The organism is Micromonospora sp. M71_S20 (assembly GCF_003664255.1).
Taxonomy (GTDB): Bacteria; Actinomycetota; Actinomycetes; order Mycobacteriales; family Micromonosporaceae; genus Micromonospora.
Genome location: NZ_RCCV01000001.1, coordinates 3,727,868 through 3,743,942, shown reverse-complemented (window position 1 = coordinate 3,743,942; position 16,075 = coordinate 3,727,868). Strand labels below are relative to the sequence as shown.

Annotated in this window: 19 protein-coding genes and 2 pseudogenes; 9 read left to right on the top strand and 12 right to left on the bottom strand. The window is 73.1% G+C overall.

The window, feature by feature from the left end:
• Positions 1 to 48 precede the first annotated feature (48 nt).
• On the bottom strand, positions 49 to 555 hold the full coding sequence (locus DER29_RS16040; protein ID WP_121398057.1) for a helix-turn-helix domain-containing protein: 507 nt from the start codon (positions 553 to 555) through the stop codon (positions 49 to 51).
• A gap of 101 nt (positions 556 to 656) precedes the next feature.
• On the opposite strand from DER29_RS16040, the gene DER29_RS16035 reads away from it, so the two are divergent.
• Positions 657 to 2,093 carry an MFS transporter gene (locus DER29_RS16035; RefSeq protein ID WP_121398056.1) on the top strand — a complete coding sequence of 479 codons (1,437 nt, stop codon included), beginning with the start codon at positions 657 to 659 and terminating at the stop codon, positions 2,091 to 2,093.
• Positions 2,094 to 2,123: 30 nt separating this feature from the next.
• Here DER29_RS16035 and DER29_RS16030 read toward each other — a convergent pair whose 3' ends face one another.
• A complete protein-coding gene (locus tag DER29_RS16030; protein ID WP_121398055.1) occupies positions 2,124 to 2,510 on the bottom strand; it encodes a putative quinol monooxygenase in 387 nt (128 codons plus the stop codon).
• 112 nt (positions 2,511 to 2,622) lie between these two features.
• Between DER29_RS16030 and DER29_RS16025 the strand changes: the two genes are divergently transcribed.
• From DER29_RS16025 to DER29_RS35380, 3 genes are all read left to right on the top strand, one after another.
• Entirely contained in the window at positions 2,623 to 3,276 is a 654-nt protein-coding gene (locus DER29_RS16025) for an AAA family ATPase (protein WP_121398054.1), read from the top strand.
• A gap of 128 nt (positions 3,277 to 3,404) precedes the next feature.
• Entirely contained in the window at positions 3,405 to 3,779 is a 375-nt protein-coding gene (locus DER29_RS35385) for a hypothetical protein (RefSeq protein ID WP_233599839.1), read from the top strand.
• Positions 3,752 to 4,015 carry a hypothetical protein gene (locus DER29_RS35380; RefSeq protein WP_233599837.1) on the top strand — a complete coding sequence of 88 codons (264 nt, stop codon included), beginning with the start codon at positions 3,752 to 3,754 and terminating at the stop codon, positions 4,013 to 4,015. Before DER29_RS35385 ends, DER29_RS35380 begins: the two co-directional genes overlap by 28 nt.
• A 74-nt stretch (positions 4,016 to 4,089) precedes the next feature.
• Here the strand turns inward: DER29_RS35380 and DER29_RS16015 are convergent, their stop codons facing one another.
• The gene (locus DER29_RS16015) at positions 4,090 to 4,575 is read right to left on the bottom strand and encodes a hypothetical protein (protein WP_121398053.1); all 486 of its coding nucleotides are present in this window, start codon (positions 4,573 to 4,575) and stop codon (positions 4,090 to 4,092) included.
• Positions 4,576 to 4,769: 194 nt separating this feature from the next.
• Here DER29_RS16015 and DER29_RS35375 point away from each other — a divergent pair.
• Both DER29_RS35375 and DER29_RS35370 read left to right on the top strand, forming a co-directional pair.
• Positions 4,770 to 5,156 (top strand): annotated as a pseudogene (locus DER29_RS35375) (alcohol dehydrogenase catalytic domain-containing protein); the annotation flags it as partial.
• Between the two features lie 271 nt (positions 5,157 to 5,427).
• Entirely contained in the window at positions 5,428 to 5,616 is a 189-nt protein-coding gene (locus DER29_RS35370; protein WP_233599836.1) for a zinc-binding dehydrogenase, read from the top strand.
• 107 nt (positions 5,617 to 5,723) lie between these two features.
• Here DER29_RS35370 and DER29_RS16000 read toward each other — a convergent pair whose 3' ends face one another.
• From DER29_RS16000 to DER29_RS34180, 4 genes are all read right to left on the bottom strand, one after another.
• Positions 5,724 to 6,662, bottom strand: coding sequence for a hypothetical protein (locus DER29_RS16000; RefSeq protein WP_121398052.1), 939 nt, complete (start codon positions 6,660 to 6,662; stop codon positions 5,724 to 5,726).
• A gap of 72 nt (positions 6,663 to 6,734) precedes the next feature.
• The gene (locus DER29_RS15995) at positions 6,735 to 8,297 is read right to left on the bottom strand and encodes a WD40 repeat domain-containing protein (protein WP_121398051.1); all 1,563 of its coding nucleotides are present in this window, start codon (positions 8,295 to 8,297) and stop codon (positions 6,735 to 6,737) included.
• 799 nt (positions 8,298 to 9,096) lie between these two features.
• Positions 9,097 to 9,651: a DUF3558 family protein gene (locus tag DER29_RS34185; protein ID WP_158619034.1), complete on the bottom strand. Its 555-nt coding sequence runs from the start codon at positions 9,649 to 9,651 to the stop codon at positions 9,097 to 9,099.
• A 31-nt stretch (positions 9,652 to 9,682) separates the two neighbouring features.
• Positions 9,683 to 9,958, bottom strand: coding sequence for a hypothetical protein (locus DER29_RS34180; protein ID WP_158619033.1), 276 nt, complete (start codon positions 9,956 to 9,958; stop codon positions 9,683 to 9,685).
• Between the two features lie 61 nt (positions 9,959 to 10,019).
• Between DER29_RS34180 and DER29_RS34175 the strand changes: the two genes are divergently transcribed.
• Entirely contained in the window at positions 10,020 to 10,421 is a 402-nt protein-coding gene (locus DER29_RS34175) for a hypothetical protein (RefSeq protein ID WP_158619032.1), read from the top strand.
• Here the strand turns inward: DER29_RS34175 and DER29_RS15985 are convergent.
• The 5 genes and pseudogenes from DER29_RS15985 to rpmB all read right to left on the bottom strand — a co-directional run bounded on the left by DER29_RS15985 (position 10,361) and on the right by rpmB (position 13,969).
• Positions 10,361 to 13,030 (bottom strand): BTAD domain-containing putative transcriptional regulator, encoded by a 2,670-nt coding sequence (locus tag DER29_RS15985; RefSeq protein WP_158619031.1) that lies wholly within the window; start codon positions 13,028 to 13,030, stop codon positions 10,361 to 10,363. The two genes, DER29_RS34175 and DER29_RS15985, sit on opposite strands and share 61 nt — an antisense overlap.
• Positions 12,913 to 13,200 (bottom strand): annotated as a pseudogene (locus tag DER29_RS35365) (hypothetical protein); the annotation flags it as partial. The gene DER29_RS15985 and the pseudogene DER29_RS35365, both read right to left, overlap by 118 nt.
• A gap of 60 nt (positions 13,201 to 13,260) precedes the next feature.
• Positions 13,261 to 13,566 (bottom strand): 30S ribosomal protein S14, encoded by a 306-nt coding sequence (gene rpsN, locus DER29_RS15980; protein WP_121398049.1) that lies wholly within the window; start codon positions 13,564 to 13,566, stop codon positions 13,261 to 13,263.
• Positions 13,566 to 13,733, bottom strand: coding sequence for a 50S ribosomal protein L33 (rpmG, locus tag DER29_RS15975; RefSeq protein WP_013287204.1), 168 nt, complete (start codon positions 13,731 to 13,733; stop codon positions 13,566 to 13,568). Before rpmG ends, rpsN begins: the two co-directional genes overlap by 1 nt.
• Positions 13,733 to 13,969 (bottom strand): 50S ribosomal protein L28, encoded by a 237-nt coding sequence (gene rpmB / locus DER29_RS15970; protein ID WP_121398048.1) that lies wholly within the window; start codon positions 13,967 to 13,969, stop codon positions 13,733 to 13,735. Before rpmB ends, rpmG begins: the two co-directional genes overlap by 1 nt.
• Positions 13,970 to 14,210: 241 nt before the next feature.
• Here rpmB and DER29_RS15965 point away from each other — a divergent pair, with 241 nt between their 5' ends.
• Positions 14,211 to 15,512: a GTP-binding protein gene (locus tag DER29_RS15965; RefSeq protein WP_121399273.1), complete on the top strand. Its 1,302-nt coding sequence runs from the start codon at positions 14,211 to 14,213 to the stop codon at positions 15,510 to 15,512.
• The gene (locus DER29_RS15960; RefSeq protein WP_121398047.1) at positions 15,509 to 15,769 is read left to right on the top strand and encodes a type B 50S ribosomal protein L31; all 261 of its coding nucleotides are present in this window, start codon (positions 15,509 to 15,511) and stop codon (positions 15,767 to 15,769) included. The genes DER29_RS15965 and DER29_RS15960 overlap by 4 nt, the downstream gene beginning before the upstream one ends.
• Positions 15,770 to 16,075: the final 306 nt, after the last annotated feature.

Sequence of the window (16,075 nt, the reverse complement as noted above, 5' to 3'; positions counted from 1 at the left end):
TCGTCGACGAGCCGGTGCGGTGGCCGCTGGGTCGCCGCACGCCGCCGGTCAGGCCGTCCGTCCTCGTGATCCCGCCGTCGCCTGCCGGGCGATCCTCTCCCGTTCCCCCGCCTCCCGGTGCGCCTCGTCCCGCTCCGCGGCCGCCCGTACGTCGTAGGCGGCGCGGGCGGCGGCGATCTCGTTCTGGTGCGTCTCCGTCCAGGTCACCAGGGTCCGGATCGTCTCGTGCAGGGTCGCCCCGAGGGGGGTGAGTGCGTAGTCGACCCGGGGCGGCACCGTCGGAAACACCGTGCGGCTCACCAGGCCGTCACGTTCGAGGTGCCGCAGCGTACGCGCGAGCATCCGCTGGCTGATCCCGTCGATCTGCCGGCGCAGCTCGGTGAAGCGGAGGCTCTGCTGGTCGAGGAGCGCGATCACCAGCAGGGACCACTTGTCCGCCACGCGGTCCAGGATCTGGCGGACCTCACAGTCCTCCCTGGTGTCCCACTGGAACACGTCGTAGTTGGCGTCGGTATCCCCGCAGTTACCAGGGGACCGCAAAGTTCCGTCTTCCATGGCCACCGATGGTGCCCGACGATGCACCTGGTTACAAGAAGGAACCGGCGTGCACGAGAAGAACCGTGAGCAGCCCGGTGAGCGAGAAGGGTCGATGGATCATGGCTACGTCAAGCGGCCGCACGGACACCCGGGCGTGGAGTGTGTTGCTCGTGCTCTGCGGGGCGATCTTCCTGGAGGGAATCGACGTCGCGATGCTGAACGTGGCGCTGCCGGCGATCCGGGCGGACCTCGGGCTGTCGACCGGGACGCTCAGCGGCGTGGTGAGCGCGTACGTCCTCGGCTACGGCGGCTTCATGCTGCTGGGCGGGCGGGCGGCGGACCTGCTCGGCCGCCGCCGGATGTTCCTGCTGGGGCTCGTTGTCTTCCTCGCCTTCTCCGGCCTCGGCGGTCTCGCCACCGAGGGCTGGATGCTGCTGGTGGCGCGCTTCGTCACCGGCGTCGCCGCCGCGTTCATGACGCCCGCCGGGCTGGCCCTGGCTACCGGGGCCTTTCCCGAGGGGCCGCAACGCACCAGGGCCCTGGGCGTGTACGCAGGCATCGGCGCGGGCGGCTTCTCGCTGGGCCTGGTCGCCGGCGGCCTGCTGGCCTCCATCGGTTGGCGCTGGGTGTTCTTCGCCCCGGTCCTCCTCGCCACGGTCATCCTCCTGGCCGCGATCGTCCTGCTCAGGGGCACGGCGGAGGATGCCGGTCCGGCTGGCGGGTTCGACATCGCCGGCGCGCTGAGCATCACGGGCGCGATGCTGCTGCTCGCCTACGGCGTGGTGCGCCTGGAGCACGCCGGCGAGGGTCCGGGCGCCACGGCCGGGGTGTTCGCCGCCGGTCTGGTCCTCGTGGCGGCCTTCGTCGTGATCGAGCGGCGGTCGGCCAACCCGCTGGTGCGGTTGGGCATCCTCCGCTCCGGGCCACTCGTGCGCACCAACGTCGGCGCACTGCTGTTCCTGGGTGCCTTCGCCGGCTTCCAGTTCATGATCACGATCTACCTGCAGGAGCTGCGGGGATGGAGTCCACTGCAGACCGGTCTGGCGATGCTCGTCGTCGCGATGGACATGATCCTGTCTCCCACGCTGACGCCCCGGCTGGTCAACCGGTTCGGCAACGTGCGGGTCCTGCTCGGCGGCGTGCTGTCGGCCGTCCTCGCGTACGCGCTGTTCCTGCCGCTCTCGGCCGACTGGACGTACGCGGCCATGCTGCCCGGCATGCTCCTGATCGGCCTGGCGTTCTCGCTCGCCTACGGGCCCCTGACCATGGCAGCCACCGACGGCATCGACGAGCGCGAGCACGGGCTGGCCGGCGGCCTGCTGTACACGTCGATGCAGTTCGGCACGGCGCTCGGCATCTCGGCGGTGACCGCGGTCAGCGCCGCGGCGGCCGACGGCGCACCGGGGGACGGGCTCGATCTGACGGCGATCCGTCACGGGCTCGTCGTCCCGGTGGTGTTCGCGGTCGTCGCCGTGCTCGTCACCGCCCTCGGCGTGCGTCGTGGCTCCGCCGCGACCGCGGCCCCCTCCCCCGCGTCCGTCCCGACCGCGGCCTGAGGGAGATCCTCGACGGCCCGAGCCGGCGAGCTACATCGACTGGAAGGGCGTGAAGAGACGGACCTCGCTGCCGTCCAGCTTCGCTCTGAGCTCTGCGCTCGGCTCACCGAGGAGTTCGCCGGAGACGGAGCCCGTCGCAAGGATCGCCTGCATCAGGTCAGCGACATGCGCCGTGTGCTCGATGAGCGCCTCGGAGTCCCGGTACCGCTCGAGGACGATGCACTCGGACTGGTCGTCGTTGAAGTGGATGTCGTATTGCAGCGTTCCGGTGTCCTTGGTCCGCACGATCTCCATGCATTGAGCGGACAGGCGCTTGAACTCCTCGAGCTTTCCCTCGTGAAACGTGAACCGAGCGACCCCCTGAAGCTCTCTCACTGCCGCGGCCCCCGGGCTCCTGCGGTCCGTCCCCTCGGTCATGGTGGTGCTCCTTCTTCGTCGCGCGGCCCGTCCCGGGCGCTGGTGTCCCTGGGACGGAGCCAGCGCCACATTCTCGACACCCTGAAGGGGGGCCCTTTGACATCATCGGCGGATGTTCGGGAGGGAAAGGCCGCTGGCGGTCGCCGTATGTGGGTCTCCTGGAGCCGGGAAGACCACGGTTGCCGCTGCGGCGGCGCGCCGCCTCGGACTGCCGCTCCTGTCCCGGGACGAGATCAAGACCGGTCTCGGGCTGTCGTCCGCTTCCGTCACCGAGGACGACGTCGTTCAGCTCGATTCCGATTTCCACATCGCCGGCGGTCCCGTGAGTATGCGCGCTGAGGCCGTGATGGCCGACGCAGCCCGGCTGCTCGCGACCTCAGGCGTGAGCTTCGTCGTGGAGTCCTCGCTGCTGTCCCCCGAGTTGCTGGATGCGCTCCTCGCGTGCGGCGCCCGAGTGCTCGCTGTTCACGTCGTCGCCGACGACGCAGTCATCCGGAGACGACTCCGGGCCAGAGCGGCCGAAGGCGCGGCTGTCGACAGGCAGCTCGAATCTCAGTTCCAACGAGGCGCGCTGAAGCGGTCGATCTTCGAGCCGCCAGATGGAGTCGACGCCGTCATCGAGGTGGACACCTCAGATCATGGCGGTCCAGTCGTCGAGCCCGTCGAGGCAGCAGTCGTCGCCCTGCTTCGGTCATCGCCCGACGTGCCCGCCACAGGCAGGAAGTGTGCACACGGGCGGAGGTCGTCGAGCAGCGATCCGGGGTGATCAGCGCCGCTTGTCGGCCGCCGCGTCCAGGAGGTGCCCGACGTCGCCCTCGACGCCCGCCCGAACGGGCGACGGGGGCACGACCGTCGAGGCTACGCTGTGCCGCACCAGAACCAGGCGAGGGTCGGGTGCGACATCGGCTGCGGGGCGTCGCCATGCTGCTGCTCGGCGCGATGCTCGTAGGCACGGCCGGCCTGAGCCTCGGCTCCTGGTACGGCGGTCGCGGCACCGCACCGCTCAGCGTCGACCGGGCCCAGGACGTGGCGGCAGAGCTGCTGCCCGGAGCCGAGCCGACCGGCGGCCACTCGTTCGTACGCGCCTTCCGGTACGGCGTTGTCCTGGCCACTGACGATTTCGGTTCCGCTCAGGCTGACTTCCACTACGGCGTCCGCGCCGACTGCGCGCTCTCGGACCAGCTACGGCGCAGCGCCGCAACGCGGGGGTGGCAGAACCTTCGTCGGTTGCCGGGCGACCCATGCGACGGCTGGTCCGCACGCTGGTGACGGTCGCCATGCTCCCGGGCGCCGCCCTCACCTGGGCGGACCTGTTCACGGACGGGCTCGCCGAGCCGGTGTGGCCCATCTGGCGGGCACTCGCTCCCCTGCTGGTGCCGCTGTGGCTTGTGCTTCTGCTGGCCGGACTGATCGTTCTCGCAGGGCGGCGGAGACCCACCGGCCCCGCCGACGAAGCGACGACTGCGGTGCCCGAGACCAGCCCGAGTGCCGGCAGGGGCGGCTAGCAGGCTGCGCATCGTTGACCGGTGAGCCCGGCCGACAAAGCGAGGAGCCGGGCGCGGAACGGGATCTTCATCTGTCAGCGTCGCAGCCGACGGATCACCACGAGCCGCACGCCGATCGAGGCGGCGGCCGCCGCGTTGAGGACGATCCAGAGGGTCCCGACCGCCGGGTGCCAGGGCCTGAGATGGTCCTCGACCAGGTCCCGGGCGTCCAGGTCGCCGCTCCAGTTGTAGGTCACCGGACTGAACCGGTATTCGAACCAGGCCATGCCCGTGACGAGAACCGCTCCGACGATCGCGCGGACGAGCGTGCCGGTCCGGCCTTCGCGCACCTGCCGGTCCGTCGGCAGCAGCACCGAGATCAGCAGCAGATTGAGGAAGGCGAAGAGGCCGGTCATGCTCAGCCCGCCGCTGCGGTAGTTGGAGACGGCGTACGGCAGGGTCGCGTCGCCGGGCGGTAAAGCGCCGTTGGCGGCGTAGGCGGCGCTGGCCACGCCGGTCCACCACAGCAGCGGACCGATCAGCACCATCGAGACCAGCAGTATCCATCGCCCGTTGGCCATCGCGGGAGTCTACGGCCTCTCGGCGCCAGCCGTGCCCGCCAACCGCAGGCCATCGGCTCGCCGGCACCCGGCCGCCGCCCTCCCTCGAGGCGTACGGCCAGCTGCTCACCCGACCGCCGCCGCGACCGGTCGTGGCGGCATCAGGCTGGGAAGTGTTGTTGGCCCCTCCCAGGCGGGACGGTTCCCGGGGTTCGATGGATCGCGACGGCGCGGTTGCTGTGCTGTTCGGGCGGCATCCGGTGCCGCGAGTCGATGCACGAGCGAGGAGACACCTGATGCGTGGAGTGATCATGCACACCGCCGGTGTCGTCCGGGTGGAGGAGCGTGACGGTCCCAGGATCATTGAGCCTACGGACGCGATCGTCCGGCTGACCGCGACGTGCATCTGCGGGTCGGACCTGTGGCCCTACCGGGGCGTCGAGCCTGCCGACCACCAGGTGATGGGGCACGAGTACGTGGGCGTCATCGAGGAGATCGGCTCCGACGTGAAGACCGTCAAGGTTGGCGACTTCGTCGTCGGATCGTTCGTGATCTCCGACAACACGTGCGAGATCTGCCGGGCCGGCTACCAGTCCAAGTGCGTCCACGGCTCCTTCGTGGCGCACACGATCGGCACTCAGGCCGAGAAGGCCCGCATCCCCTTGGCCGATGGCACCCTCCTGGCCACGCCCGGCCAGCCGGACCCGGAGCTGATCCCGTCGCTGCTGGCCGCGTCCGACGTGCTGGGCACCGGCTGGTTCGTCGCCGTGGCCGCCGGGGTCGGCCCGGGCAAGACCGTGGCGGTGGTCGGTGACGGAGCCGTCGGGCTGTTGGGGGTTCTCGCCGCCAGGCAGCGCGCAGCGGATCATCGCGATGTCGCGGCACCCCGAGCGGCAGAAGCTCGCTCGGTTCTACGGCGCGACCGACATCGTCGAGGAGCGTGGCGAGGAGGGCGTGGCAAAGATTAAGGAGCTCACGGACGGGCTCGGCGCGCACTCGGTGATCGAGGCGGTGGGCACGCAGGAGGCGACGATGCAGGCGATCGCAACAGATCCGGCTTGAACCTCACTGTGCGTGAGGCCGGAGGGTGGATGCATGAGTGACTACTACGACGCCTTCGAGATGAGTCCCGTGCCCACTCCCGGCCCGGACGCGGTCGCGTCGGCGGCTCACCCCGGGCTTGGCGGCGACGGGCAGCTGCTCCCGGCGTAGGCGAAGAGGGAGTCGGTCGCGCTCGCCCGGATCGATCTGTGCCGGGCCGTCGAGTCGGCGTCGATGATCGGGGCCGAGGCCAGCGGGTCCGGGTGCACCGGGCAGGCGTCGATACGGTCGAGCAGCCACACCCGCTGCCCGCTCGGGCCGGTGCCGGTGCTGAAGGTCAGGCTCAGGACGGTGGTGCCGATGTACCGCGGCACCGGCACCTCCTCCGGTGGCCGGGTCAGACATGACGGGGTCGTCTCGACCACCCGGACGTCGATCACCGTGACGCCGCCCGGCGCGGCGCTCACCCGCACCGTCGAGCGCTGCGGGCGCGCCTCGATGCGCTGCGGGTCGTCCCAGAAGCCCGCCGGTGGCCCGGAAGCGCGCGGGGTGGGCGTGGGCGGGTCGGTCGGCAGCACTGCCCGGCAGGACCGGACGGCCCGGTTCGCCGCGCGGAGAGCGGCGGCGTGGTCGTCGTCGCGGTGCAGCGCGCTGAGGTACGGCCCGACGTCACCGCCGGGGACCTGGGCGCCAAGCAGGACGAACAGCCGGTCCAGGTAGGCGTCGACCAACGCCGGACCCGGGCGGACCTCGTCGGCCGGTATCGACAGCAGGTGCCGCAGCCCCACCGGGCAACGGCTGGCGAAGGACGGCATGTTGATCACCATGGCCGCGGCGGAGATCGGGTCGTTGCACGCCCGTTCGAACAGGGCCCGCTCCTCCTCACGCTGCTGCTGCTCCAACGAATCGGACCGCCGCTCGATGTACCAGGTGGCCGTCGAGGCCAGGCCGAGGAGGACCGCGGTCAGCACAGCGGCGACCGGCCGGACGGGCCGGCCACCCGGGTGACCGCCGCGGGAACCGGACCCGGCGTCTCCGGCGTCGGCGGTGCGGCCTGCGTCACCCATGCCCGACTCCCCTGATCGTCGCGCCCGAAGCAGCAGGGGCCCCCGACCGGAGCCGCTGCCCAGCGAACACCATCAGGAGTTCTTCTCGGTCTCGGCGAGGGACCGCAGCGCCGGCCGGAGCCGGATTTGCTGGACCGCCCGGTCGTACCCCGCGAGCATCAGGAACGCGTCGTCCCCGGTGCCGAGCTGGCACATCGACCGGATCCAACCCGTCGAGTCGAGCAACATGCTGATCACCGAGCCGGTGCCCAGGGAGCCCCGGCGCGCCATCCTCGCCGGGTCCCACAGCGTGACGCCGACGCCGTCCCCAGCGGCGGCCAGGAGCACCTCACCATCCATCTCCACGGCGCAGAGCGCGTACCGGGGGGCCCCGTCGTCGAAGGAGCCGAGGCCCTCACCCGTGGCCGGGTCCCACAGGACCACGGTGCCGTCGCCGGCGGCCGAGGCGAGCCGGACCGCGCCGTCGACGGTGACCGCGCAGAGGGCGTTGACGCCGCCCCGCTGGACGCTCAGTTGACCGACGAGCCGCAGCCGCACCGGGTCCCACAGCCGGACGACGCCGTCCGCGTGACCGGCCGCGAGCAGGAGCTGACCGTCCACCGACAGGGTGCACAGCGCCCGGACGGACGGGCGCACCTCACGGCCGACGGCCCGGAGCCGACGGCCGGTCGCGGGCTCCCAGAGCCGTATCCCCCGGTCGTCCCCGCCGGAAGCGAGCAGAACGGTGTCTCCGGTCGGCACGGCGCACAGGGCGTTCACCGGCCCCCGGTGGCCGGCGAGGGCGTGCACCGCCTCACCGGTCGCGGGGTCCCACAGGTGCACGGCCTCGCCGTAGCCGGCGGAGGCGAGCAGCACACGCTGCGGGGTCTCGACCACGCAGACCGCCCGCACCAGGCCGGGCGTGAGGCGGTCAAGGTACGGCAGGATGCGGTCCGGGATCGGGCTCGGCAACAGACCCGCCAGCTCGACCAGCACGCCGGCGGAGCCCATCACCCGCAGCTCCCTGCCGGCGCGCGGGTCGCCGACCCCGACGAGGTGGCCGATCCCGCCGTACGCGACCTGGAGGTGGCCGTCCACGGGCACCGGCGTCACGCTGGCGTGCCACGGCCTGGTCCACGCCAGAGCCGTGCCCATGACCAGCGTGCCGCCCGCGACCAGGCCGCCCAGCAGCGCGCCCGGCCACCGCTGCGCCGACTGCACGCCCGGCACCAGCTCGACGGCGGCGAGGTACCAGAGCAGCGGCACCGCGAACCGGGCCGCGAGCCGCGCCACGCCGAGGACGTCCGGCGGGAACGGCTCCGCCCGCAGGGCGCGTCCACCGCGGCGCAGCAGGGAGACGAGCAGCACCAGCGCCATGACGATCCCGCCGATGACCGCCGCCAGGCCGGGGCCATCGGTCAACGACGTCAGCAGGGCGAAGGCGACCACAGTGGCGAGGAGGCCACTGATCCACGGCGGCACGCGCGTCAGGACGAGGCGGAGCAGCCGCAGGGTCGCCGCCGCTCCGCCGGAGGTGACCAGCGCGACCGCCGCCAGCGGCCAGAACCCGTCAACCCGCAGGGCGTCCGGATCGGCCCATCGCACCGCAGACAGCGCCAGCAGTGTCACGACGACCGGCAGTACGAGTCTCCCCATGCGATGACCTCACAGCCCAGGTGCCCGACCGAGCCGGGCATCGACGATGGTCGAGCGAAACGCGTGTCCGATTGTGACAGCGGGTCGCCACCTGCCGGCCATGGTCCGGCCCCGGGCCCGCCAGCGACGCGGCCGGCACGCGCCCACCGCTCGTCTGGTCGGACCACCACTGCTGCGGGACGAGTCTGCCCGGACGCCGGGCGACCGCGATCGTGCAGGCCATCCCCGTCCCGCACGGGGGTCGAGACCTGCCACCACGCAGGATGAAAGGGCTCACCGACAGCCGACGTAGACGCCCCCCGGCCCCGGTGTCGGTCGAGGCCCGTCCGAGGACCCGACCGTCGGCGGCGTCGAGCGCCAACCACTCCCCGTCGTACTCCGGCTCGACGTCATCCGACAGGGGGGTGCGTACAGGAGCCCACACCGTCGAGCTTCCGCGCTGATCCAGCACGAGCCGGAATCGGGATGGCGGTGCTCGCGGCTGCCCGCGTACTCCTCGTTGGAGTCGTGCAGCGACAGTCAGGCACGCATGCCGCAGGCTCCAGGGCGGCGCGCCGGCTGCGTCGCCCGCCTGCAGCGCGTGCTGACCGCTGAAGACCGGCAGGTCCAGGGTGGGGCTCACCGCATCGACCCCGCCCGCCCCGCGGCCTCCGTCGGGAGGGCGAATGGCGGCGGGGCGGCCCGCCGCGCTTCCGCCGTTCCCGGACGGCCCACGGCGTCGCCGGGCCCGGCGATCAGGTCGGCCGGAGGCTGAGGTGGCGTTCGTGGACGCGGCTGACGGGCTGGCCGCGATCCGTCGTCAGACGCGCGGGATGACGACCTTGGCGACCTGCTCGGCGTCGGCCAGGTTCTGCGCGTCGGAGCCGCCGCGGGAGTAGACGTCGATCTGCAGGGCGCCGTGCAGGACGTAGAGGTGCCCGGAGTGCCAGTACGCCTTTTCGCCGACCCCGTCCACCGGTCTGGCGGCGGCGACGGTGACGTCGAAGTCCGCGGCGGTGGTGCGGCTCAGGAAGATCGTGAGCTGGCCGTGGTCCTGCTGCCATTGGCAGAAGCGGGTGACGTCGCCGGCATCGCCGCCGTCCTCGTCGTTCCGGGTGACCTCGCGGCCGGTCAGGTCGACCACCTCGGACTCGGTGAGCAGGGTGCAGGGGTCGGGGATGCCGCCGGCGCCCCGCACCGCACCCGGGCCGCCGTCCGCCGTCCCGCCCGGCGTCGGGGAGGCGGCCTCGGCGGGCGGCGCGAGCGTGGCGTCCGCGGTCGGTGGGTCGCCGGCGGTGGTGGGTCCGGTGAGGTCGCAGCCCGCGGTGAGGCAGACGGCGACGAGGGCGGCCAGGGTGGCGTAGCGGTGCTTCACGAGGTCTCCTCGCAGAGGTACGGGATGTGGGTCAGTTGGTGCCGAGGCCCTTGTCGAGCACCTTGGCCGAGGCGGTGACGGTCGCGGACCGCACGGGCCCGCCGCCGACCGTGTAGAGCGCGTAGGTGTGCGTCTCGGTGCTGCCGACGTCGCCGGTGCAGGAGAAGAGGAACTCCTGCGAGCCTTCGAGATCCACCGGGCCGTACGTGCCGGGCGTGTTCGTCGGATCGTCCACGGACAGGGCCCCGCCGGTGGCGCCGGTGATCTTCCACTCGATGACCAGCGGCACGGGGTCGGCGCGGAACACGGCGGTGCCCTCGGCGCACTTGGGCTGCCGGGCGACGCGCAGGTAAACGATTCGCGGGCCGGTGACCTCCCTGGTGGACGGGTGCGACGGCTTCGCCTTGGTCGGCTTCTCGTCGGCGGGCTTCGTGGTGGCCGGGCCCGTCGTCGCCGGTCCCGCGCTGGCCGGCGGCGTCGGTCCTGGCGAATTTGCCGTGGCGGGCGACTGCGCCGTGGCGGGCGTCGCGGCGGATGGGCCCTCGGAGGCCGCCGCGTCGGCGTCGCTGTCCCGAGTGGTCGGCCCGGTTGCCGCGCACCCCGACATCGTCGCGGCAATGAGCAGGGAGATGGCCGCTGGCCTGGTAGATCGGATCACGTCGGGAAGGATGGCCGGCGGCGCCAAAGAAAGCCCAAAGGCCGTGCCGGTTCAGCCGGCGAGCAGCGCCGCCACCGCCTCCGCCAGCGTCGTCGCGCTCGCCTCCCGGTAGGCGCGCGCCACCTCCGCCGGCCCGAGCCGGGCCCGGGCCTCGGCCTCCGCCCGGTCGCGGTCGGCGATCTCGTCCGGGGTGAAGCTCGGGGCGCCCAGCGCGGAGCGTTCCCGCTCGGCGAGCGCGAGCAGCCACAACCCGCCCGCCGCGTCACCGTCGAGGACGTCGAGCTGCGCCAGCCCCTCGACGGCGTCCAGCTGCCCCTCGGCGATGCCCAGCTCGGTGTAGACCGCCAGGGCCTCCCGCATCGCCGCTCGTGCGGGAGTGGGCCGGCCGCGGCGCCGGTCGATGGTGGACAGGTTCGTCAGCGCGGCCGCCTCGCCGCGCCGGTCGTTGAGGGCGCGGAACCCCGCCAGCGCGCGGTGGAACAGCTCCTCCGCCTCGTCGAGGCGGCCGACGCAGCGCAACGTGCCCGCGGTGTTGTTGGACGCCGCCGCGACCATCCGGGCGTCGGAATCGTCCTCGGCGATCCGCAGCGCCTCGTAGCCGAACGCGAGCGAGGCCGGGTAGTCCTCCTGCGCCTGAGCGGTGATCAGCAGATTGTTCAGCGCCGCGACCATGCCGGTCCGGTCGCCGAGCTCGCGGAACGTGCTCAGGCCCTGCTCGCCCAGCCGGCGGGCCGCCGGCAGGTCACCGGAGTTGCGGGCCAACGCCGCGGCGGCCCGCAACGCCCGGGCGCGCAGGGCGGACGGTACCGGCGGGGCGGCGGCCAGCGTGCGGTCGAGCCAGGCCCGGCCCTCGGCCATCCGTCCGGCGACCCACCAGTACCACCACATCGCCGCGGCGATCCCCAGTCCCTTCGCGGGGTCGCCGTCGCGCAGCGTCCAGTCGAGCGCGGCCACGATCGTGTCGTGGTCGGCGCCGATGCCGGCCAGCCACTCGGTGTGCGCCGGGCCGTCCAGCGGCGGCGGCGACGCGAGCCGGCGCTCCCAGACGGCGACCAACCTGCCGTACGCCTCGGCGCGCTCGGCCGGGTCGAGGCGCTCGCGGGCGTACTCGCGGATTGTCTCGATCAGGCGGTAGCGGCCCTGCCCGAACTCCACCATGGACCGGTCGACCAGCTGGGTCAGCGGGTCGAGCGGATCCGCCCCGGCCACCTCGGCCGCGCTCGCCAGGTCGAAGCCGCCGGCGAACACGCCGAGCCGCCGCAGCAGCTTCTGCTGTGGCTCGTCGAGCAGGTCGTAGCCCCAGTCGATGGCCGCTCGCATGGTCCGGTGCCGCGGCACCGGCGACGTGCCGGTCAACAGGTCCAGGCGCCGGTCGAGGCGCGACATGATCTCCGAGAGCGGCACCGCACGCAGCCGGGCGGCGGCCAGCTCGATGGCGAGCGGCAGTCCGTCGAGCCGGCGGCACAGCTCGGCGGCCACGGCCTGCTCGGCCGGCGCCAGTCCGGCGCCACCGCGCGCCGCGGCCACCCGGTCGGCGAACAGCCGCATCGCGTCCGCCTGTGGATCGGTCGCGCCGGGGGGCGGCGTGGCGAGCCCGCCCAGCGTGAGGATCACCTCCCCGCTGAGGCCGAGCTGCTCCCGGCTGGTCGCCACGATTCGCAGGCCGGGGCAGGCGGCGAGCAGCGCGTGGGCGAGTGCCGCCGCGTCCGCCCGGACGTGCTCGCAGTTGTCCAGCACCACCAGGATCCGGCCGGTCAGCTGTCGGACGACCGTGTCGCGCACCGCCACGCCGGGCTCCTCGCGGATGCCGGCCGCCGCGGCGAGCCGGGCGTCGAGCGGGCCGTCGCGGTGCTCGGCCAACTCGACGACGTGCACCGCGTCGTGGTCCTCGGTCACCTCGCGGGCCAGCTCCAGGCTGAGCCGGGTCTTGCCGGCGCCGCCCGGTCCGACGACGGTGAGCAGCCGGGCGGCGCCGAGCAGGTCGATCGCCCTGTCCAGCTCGAAGCGGCGGCCGACGAACCGGTTGCGCCGTGCGGGCACCCCGGGCGCCGAGCGGTCGAGGGTGGGGTCCCGCCGGCGTACGGCGGCGGCCAGCGCGTCGAGTTCCGGGCCGGGGCGGGCGCCCAGCTCGCCGAGGGCGGCGGTGACGTCGTCGTACGCGGTCAGCGCGTCGCCGGCCCGGCCGGACCGGTACAGCGCGAGCATCAGCTGCCGGACGAGCCCCTCGGCGGTGGGCTGTTCGGCGACCCAACCGGCCAGCTCGGTGGCCGCCGCGACGTGCCGGCCTTCCGCCAGTGCCCGCCGCGCCCAGTCGAGCCGGGCCGAGAGCCGCAGCTCGGCGAGCCGGGCGGCCGCCGCCGCCACGGAGGGCCCGGCCCGCACCCCGTCGTACGCGTCGCCACGCCACAGCCCGAGCGCCCTCGTCTGCTCGAACTCGGCGGCGTCGAGGGTGGCGTCGGTCAGGTCGAGCCGGTAACCGCCGGAGGTGGTGCGCAACCGGTCGCCCACCACCTTGCGGAGCGCCGAGGTGTGCATCTGCAACGTCGCCATGGCCGTCGACGGGACGCCCGCCGGCCACAGCTCGGCCAGCAGTCGCTCGCTCGTCACCGGCCGGCCACGCGCGGCGAGCAGCACGGCGAGCAGTGCCCGTGGTTTCGGCGCCAGGGCCGCCTCGCCGTCGGGCGTGCACACCCGCACCGGGCCCAGTACCTCGAACCGCACGCGCACCTCCGCCTCGTGTCTGGCGCAATCCTGGCGGCGCCGGTCAAGCTTCCCGCAGGATCGGCCAGGAGTGAAGACCGGCGCCTGGTCAGCAGGCCGTGTCGTGGGGCGATCAGCCAGGCCGTGAGGAAGACGGCGGTGGCGACCAGGACGATGCGCCCAGCGCGCGGTGGTGCAGGTGGCGGTGATCCGCGCGGCGGCCTCCCGCCTCGCGGCGGGGCGCGGCGACGTCACCACGACGCCTTGCGCACCCCGGGCAGCTCACCGCGCAGGGCCAGCTCGCGGAACCGCACCCGGGACAGTCCGAACCGGGACAGCACGCCGCGCGGGCGGCCGTCGATCTGGTCGCGGGAGCGCAGCCGTACGGGGCTGGAGTCCCGGGGCAGGCGGCTGAGTCGGCGCGCCGCCTCGGCTCGTACGTCCGGGTCGGTGTCCGGGTGGCTGACCGCCCGCTTCAGCTCGCCCCGCGCCTCGGCGTGCCGGGCGACGAGGGTCTCGCGGCGCGCCTGCCGACGGCCGAGGCTCTTGCGGGCCATCAGCGTGCCTCGCGGAACTCGACGTGCCGGCGTACGACCGGGTCGTACTTGCGCAACACCAGCCGGTCCGGGTCGTTGCGGCGGTTCTTGCGGGTCACGTACGTGTAGCCGGTGCCGGCGGTGCTGCGCAGCCGGACGATCGGGCGTACGTCGGTCTGCCGGGCCATCAGAGCCGCACTCCCCTGCCGCGCAGTTCGGCGACCACGCGCTCGATGCCCTTGCGGTCGACGGTCTTGAGGGCCTTCGCCGTCAGGGTCAGGGCGACCCACCGTCGCTCGGACGGCAGCCAGTAGCGGTGGTTCTGCAGGTTCGGGTTCCAGCGGCGGCGGGTGCGCCGGTGGGAGTGGGACACGGCGTTGCCGAAACTCGGCCGCGCGCCGGTGACGTCACAACGTCTGGACACAGTGATTGCTCCTCGCTCAGGTGGTACACGGTAACGACAACGGTTTTCATTTCTACATCATCCGTCCGGGCGGATCCGCGCCGGGCCACGGGGGCGCGCCCCGACGGCGGCCGGCACCGCGCAGGGGCCGCCGACACCCGGCAGCCCACGCGATCGGGCCCGGCCCGGGGGGCGCGACTCGCGCCGGCAGCCGCCATCTGCCTAGAATGACAATCGTTTTCAGTAAGCCGAGAGGAACATGATGACGTCGTCCCCGCAGGCCCCGATCCGCGTCGAGACAGCCGACGCCGGTACCCGCCCGTCGCTGACCGTGCTGTCCGGGTTCTGGCCGGCGGCGACCTTCGCCGTCGCCCGTACGCTGCTCGCCGCCGACCCGTCGCTGCTGCTGGTGCGACACGACCTCGCCGGCATCCGCGACGGCGTCGTCCGCCGGGTGGTCCGCACCGGCACCGGCATCGTCGAGGACGAGCGGATCGCCCTGGCGCACGGCTGCGCCTCCTGCACGCTGCGGGAGGACGTGCTGCCCACCCTCGTCCGGCTCACCCGGGACAACCCCGGCCGCGACCTGGTGCTGATGCTGCCCGAGGTGGTGGAACCCGAGGCGGTCGCCGCCGCCTGCGCCCACCACCTCGTCGACGGCACACCGGTCACCGACCTCATCCGCGTCGACTCCTACGTCACCGTCCTCGACGCCGAGCACCTGCTCGACGGCCTGGCCAGCACCGACGACCTCGCCTCGCTCGGCATCCAGGCCGCCGAGGACGACCACCGCGGTCTCGCCGACGTCGTGGTCCGGCAGATCGAGTACGCCGACACCCTGGTGCTCTGGGGACGGTCCCGGGAGGGGGAGTTCGACACCGGCAGGATCGCGATCCTGCTCCAGCGGATGGCGCCGTGGGCGGCGCACTTCCGGCTCGACGGCGATCTCGTCGACGCCGATGCGCTCACCCGCAAACTGCGCCACACCCACCGGCACCGGCCGGAGACCCCCGGCGTCCTCGCCCGGGGCCTACAGGGCTTCGCGCTGGGCACGCACGAGCCGGAGGCCGACTGCGGGGTCGTCTCCGCCGTCTTCCGCGCCCGCCGCCCGTTCCACCCGCGGCGGCTGCACGACGTTCTGGAGGACGTCAACGCCGACGTGATCCGCTCCCGGGGCCACCTCTGGCTGGCCAGCCAACCCGACACGGTCGTGGCCTGGGAGTTCGCCGGCGGCGGCCTGGCGATGGGATCCCTCGGGCATTGGCTGGTGAGCCTGCCCGAAAGCGGCTGGGAGCACGTGTGCGACCAGCGCCGGCTCGCCGCCGCCCTCGAGTGGGACCCCTACTACGGCGACCGGCACCAGCACCTGGTCTTCATCGGCCTCGACGTCGATCCCGTCGAGTTGCACCGCGCCCTCGCCGACTGCCTGCTGACCGACGCCGAACTCGCCGACGGCGAGGAGGTCTGGCGGACCTACCACGACCCGTTCGCTGGCTGCTTCCCTCTCGACGTGGCAGAGCTGACCGACACCAACCCCGACACCGAAGGAGCACGACTCGCATGAAGCCCGGAATCCACCCCCGGTACCGCCCCGTCGTCTACCGCGACAAGGACGCCGACTTCGCCTTCCTCACCCGCTCCACCGCGACCAGCGACCAGACGATCGAGTGGACCGACGGGAGCACCTACCCCGTCATCGACGTGCAGATCTCGTCAGCCAGCCATCCCTTCTGGACCGGGAGGCAGCGCCTGCTCGACACCGCCGGGCGGGTCGAGAAGTTCCGCAACAAGTACGCCCGCCGCGCGACTCAGGGCAGCTGAGCACCAGGGCGAGCGTCGACTGGAGCGGACTGAAGACACCGCCCAGGGCCCGCCCAGCGCTCCATCGGCGAGCCGCATCGGCACCGCCGCGGTGCCCCACGTCGCGGAACTGCCTGGGTGGGACCCGTCCGCCACGCTCCGAGTCATGCGGGGGCAGTACGCGGACCGGAGCAAGCAGTCTTCACGGACCGATCGCAACGACCGCTTCGGCTCGCCGAGCCGTCGAGGCATGACCCTGGGCGGTACGGGTTCATCGCTCAGGTCACGTGCCACGATATGCATTTGACAATGGATTTCGTTACCGGG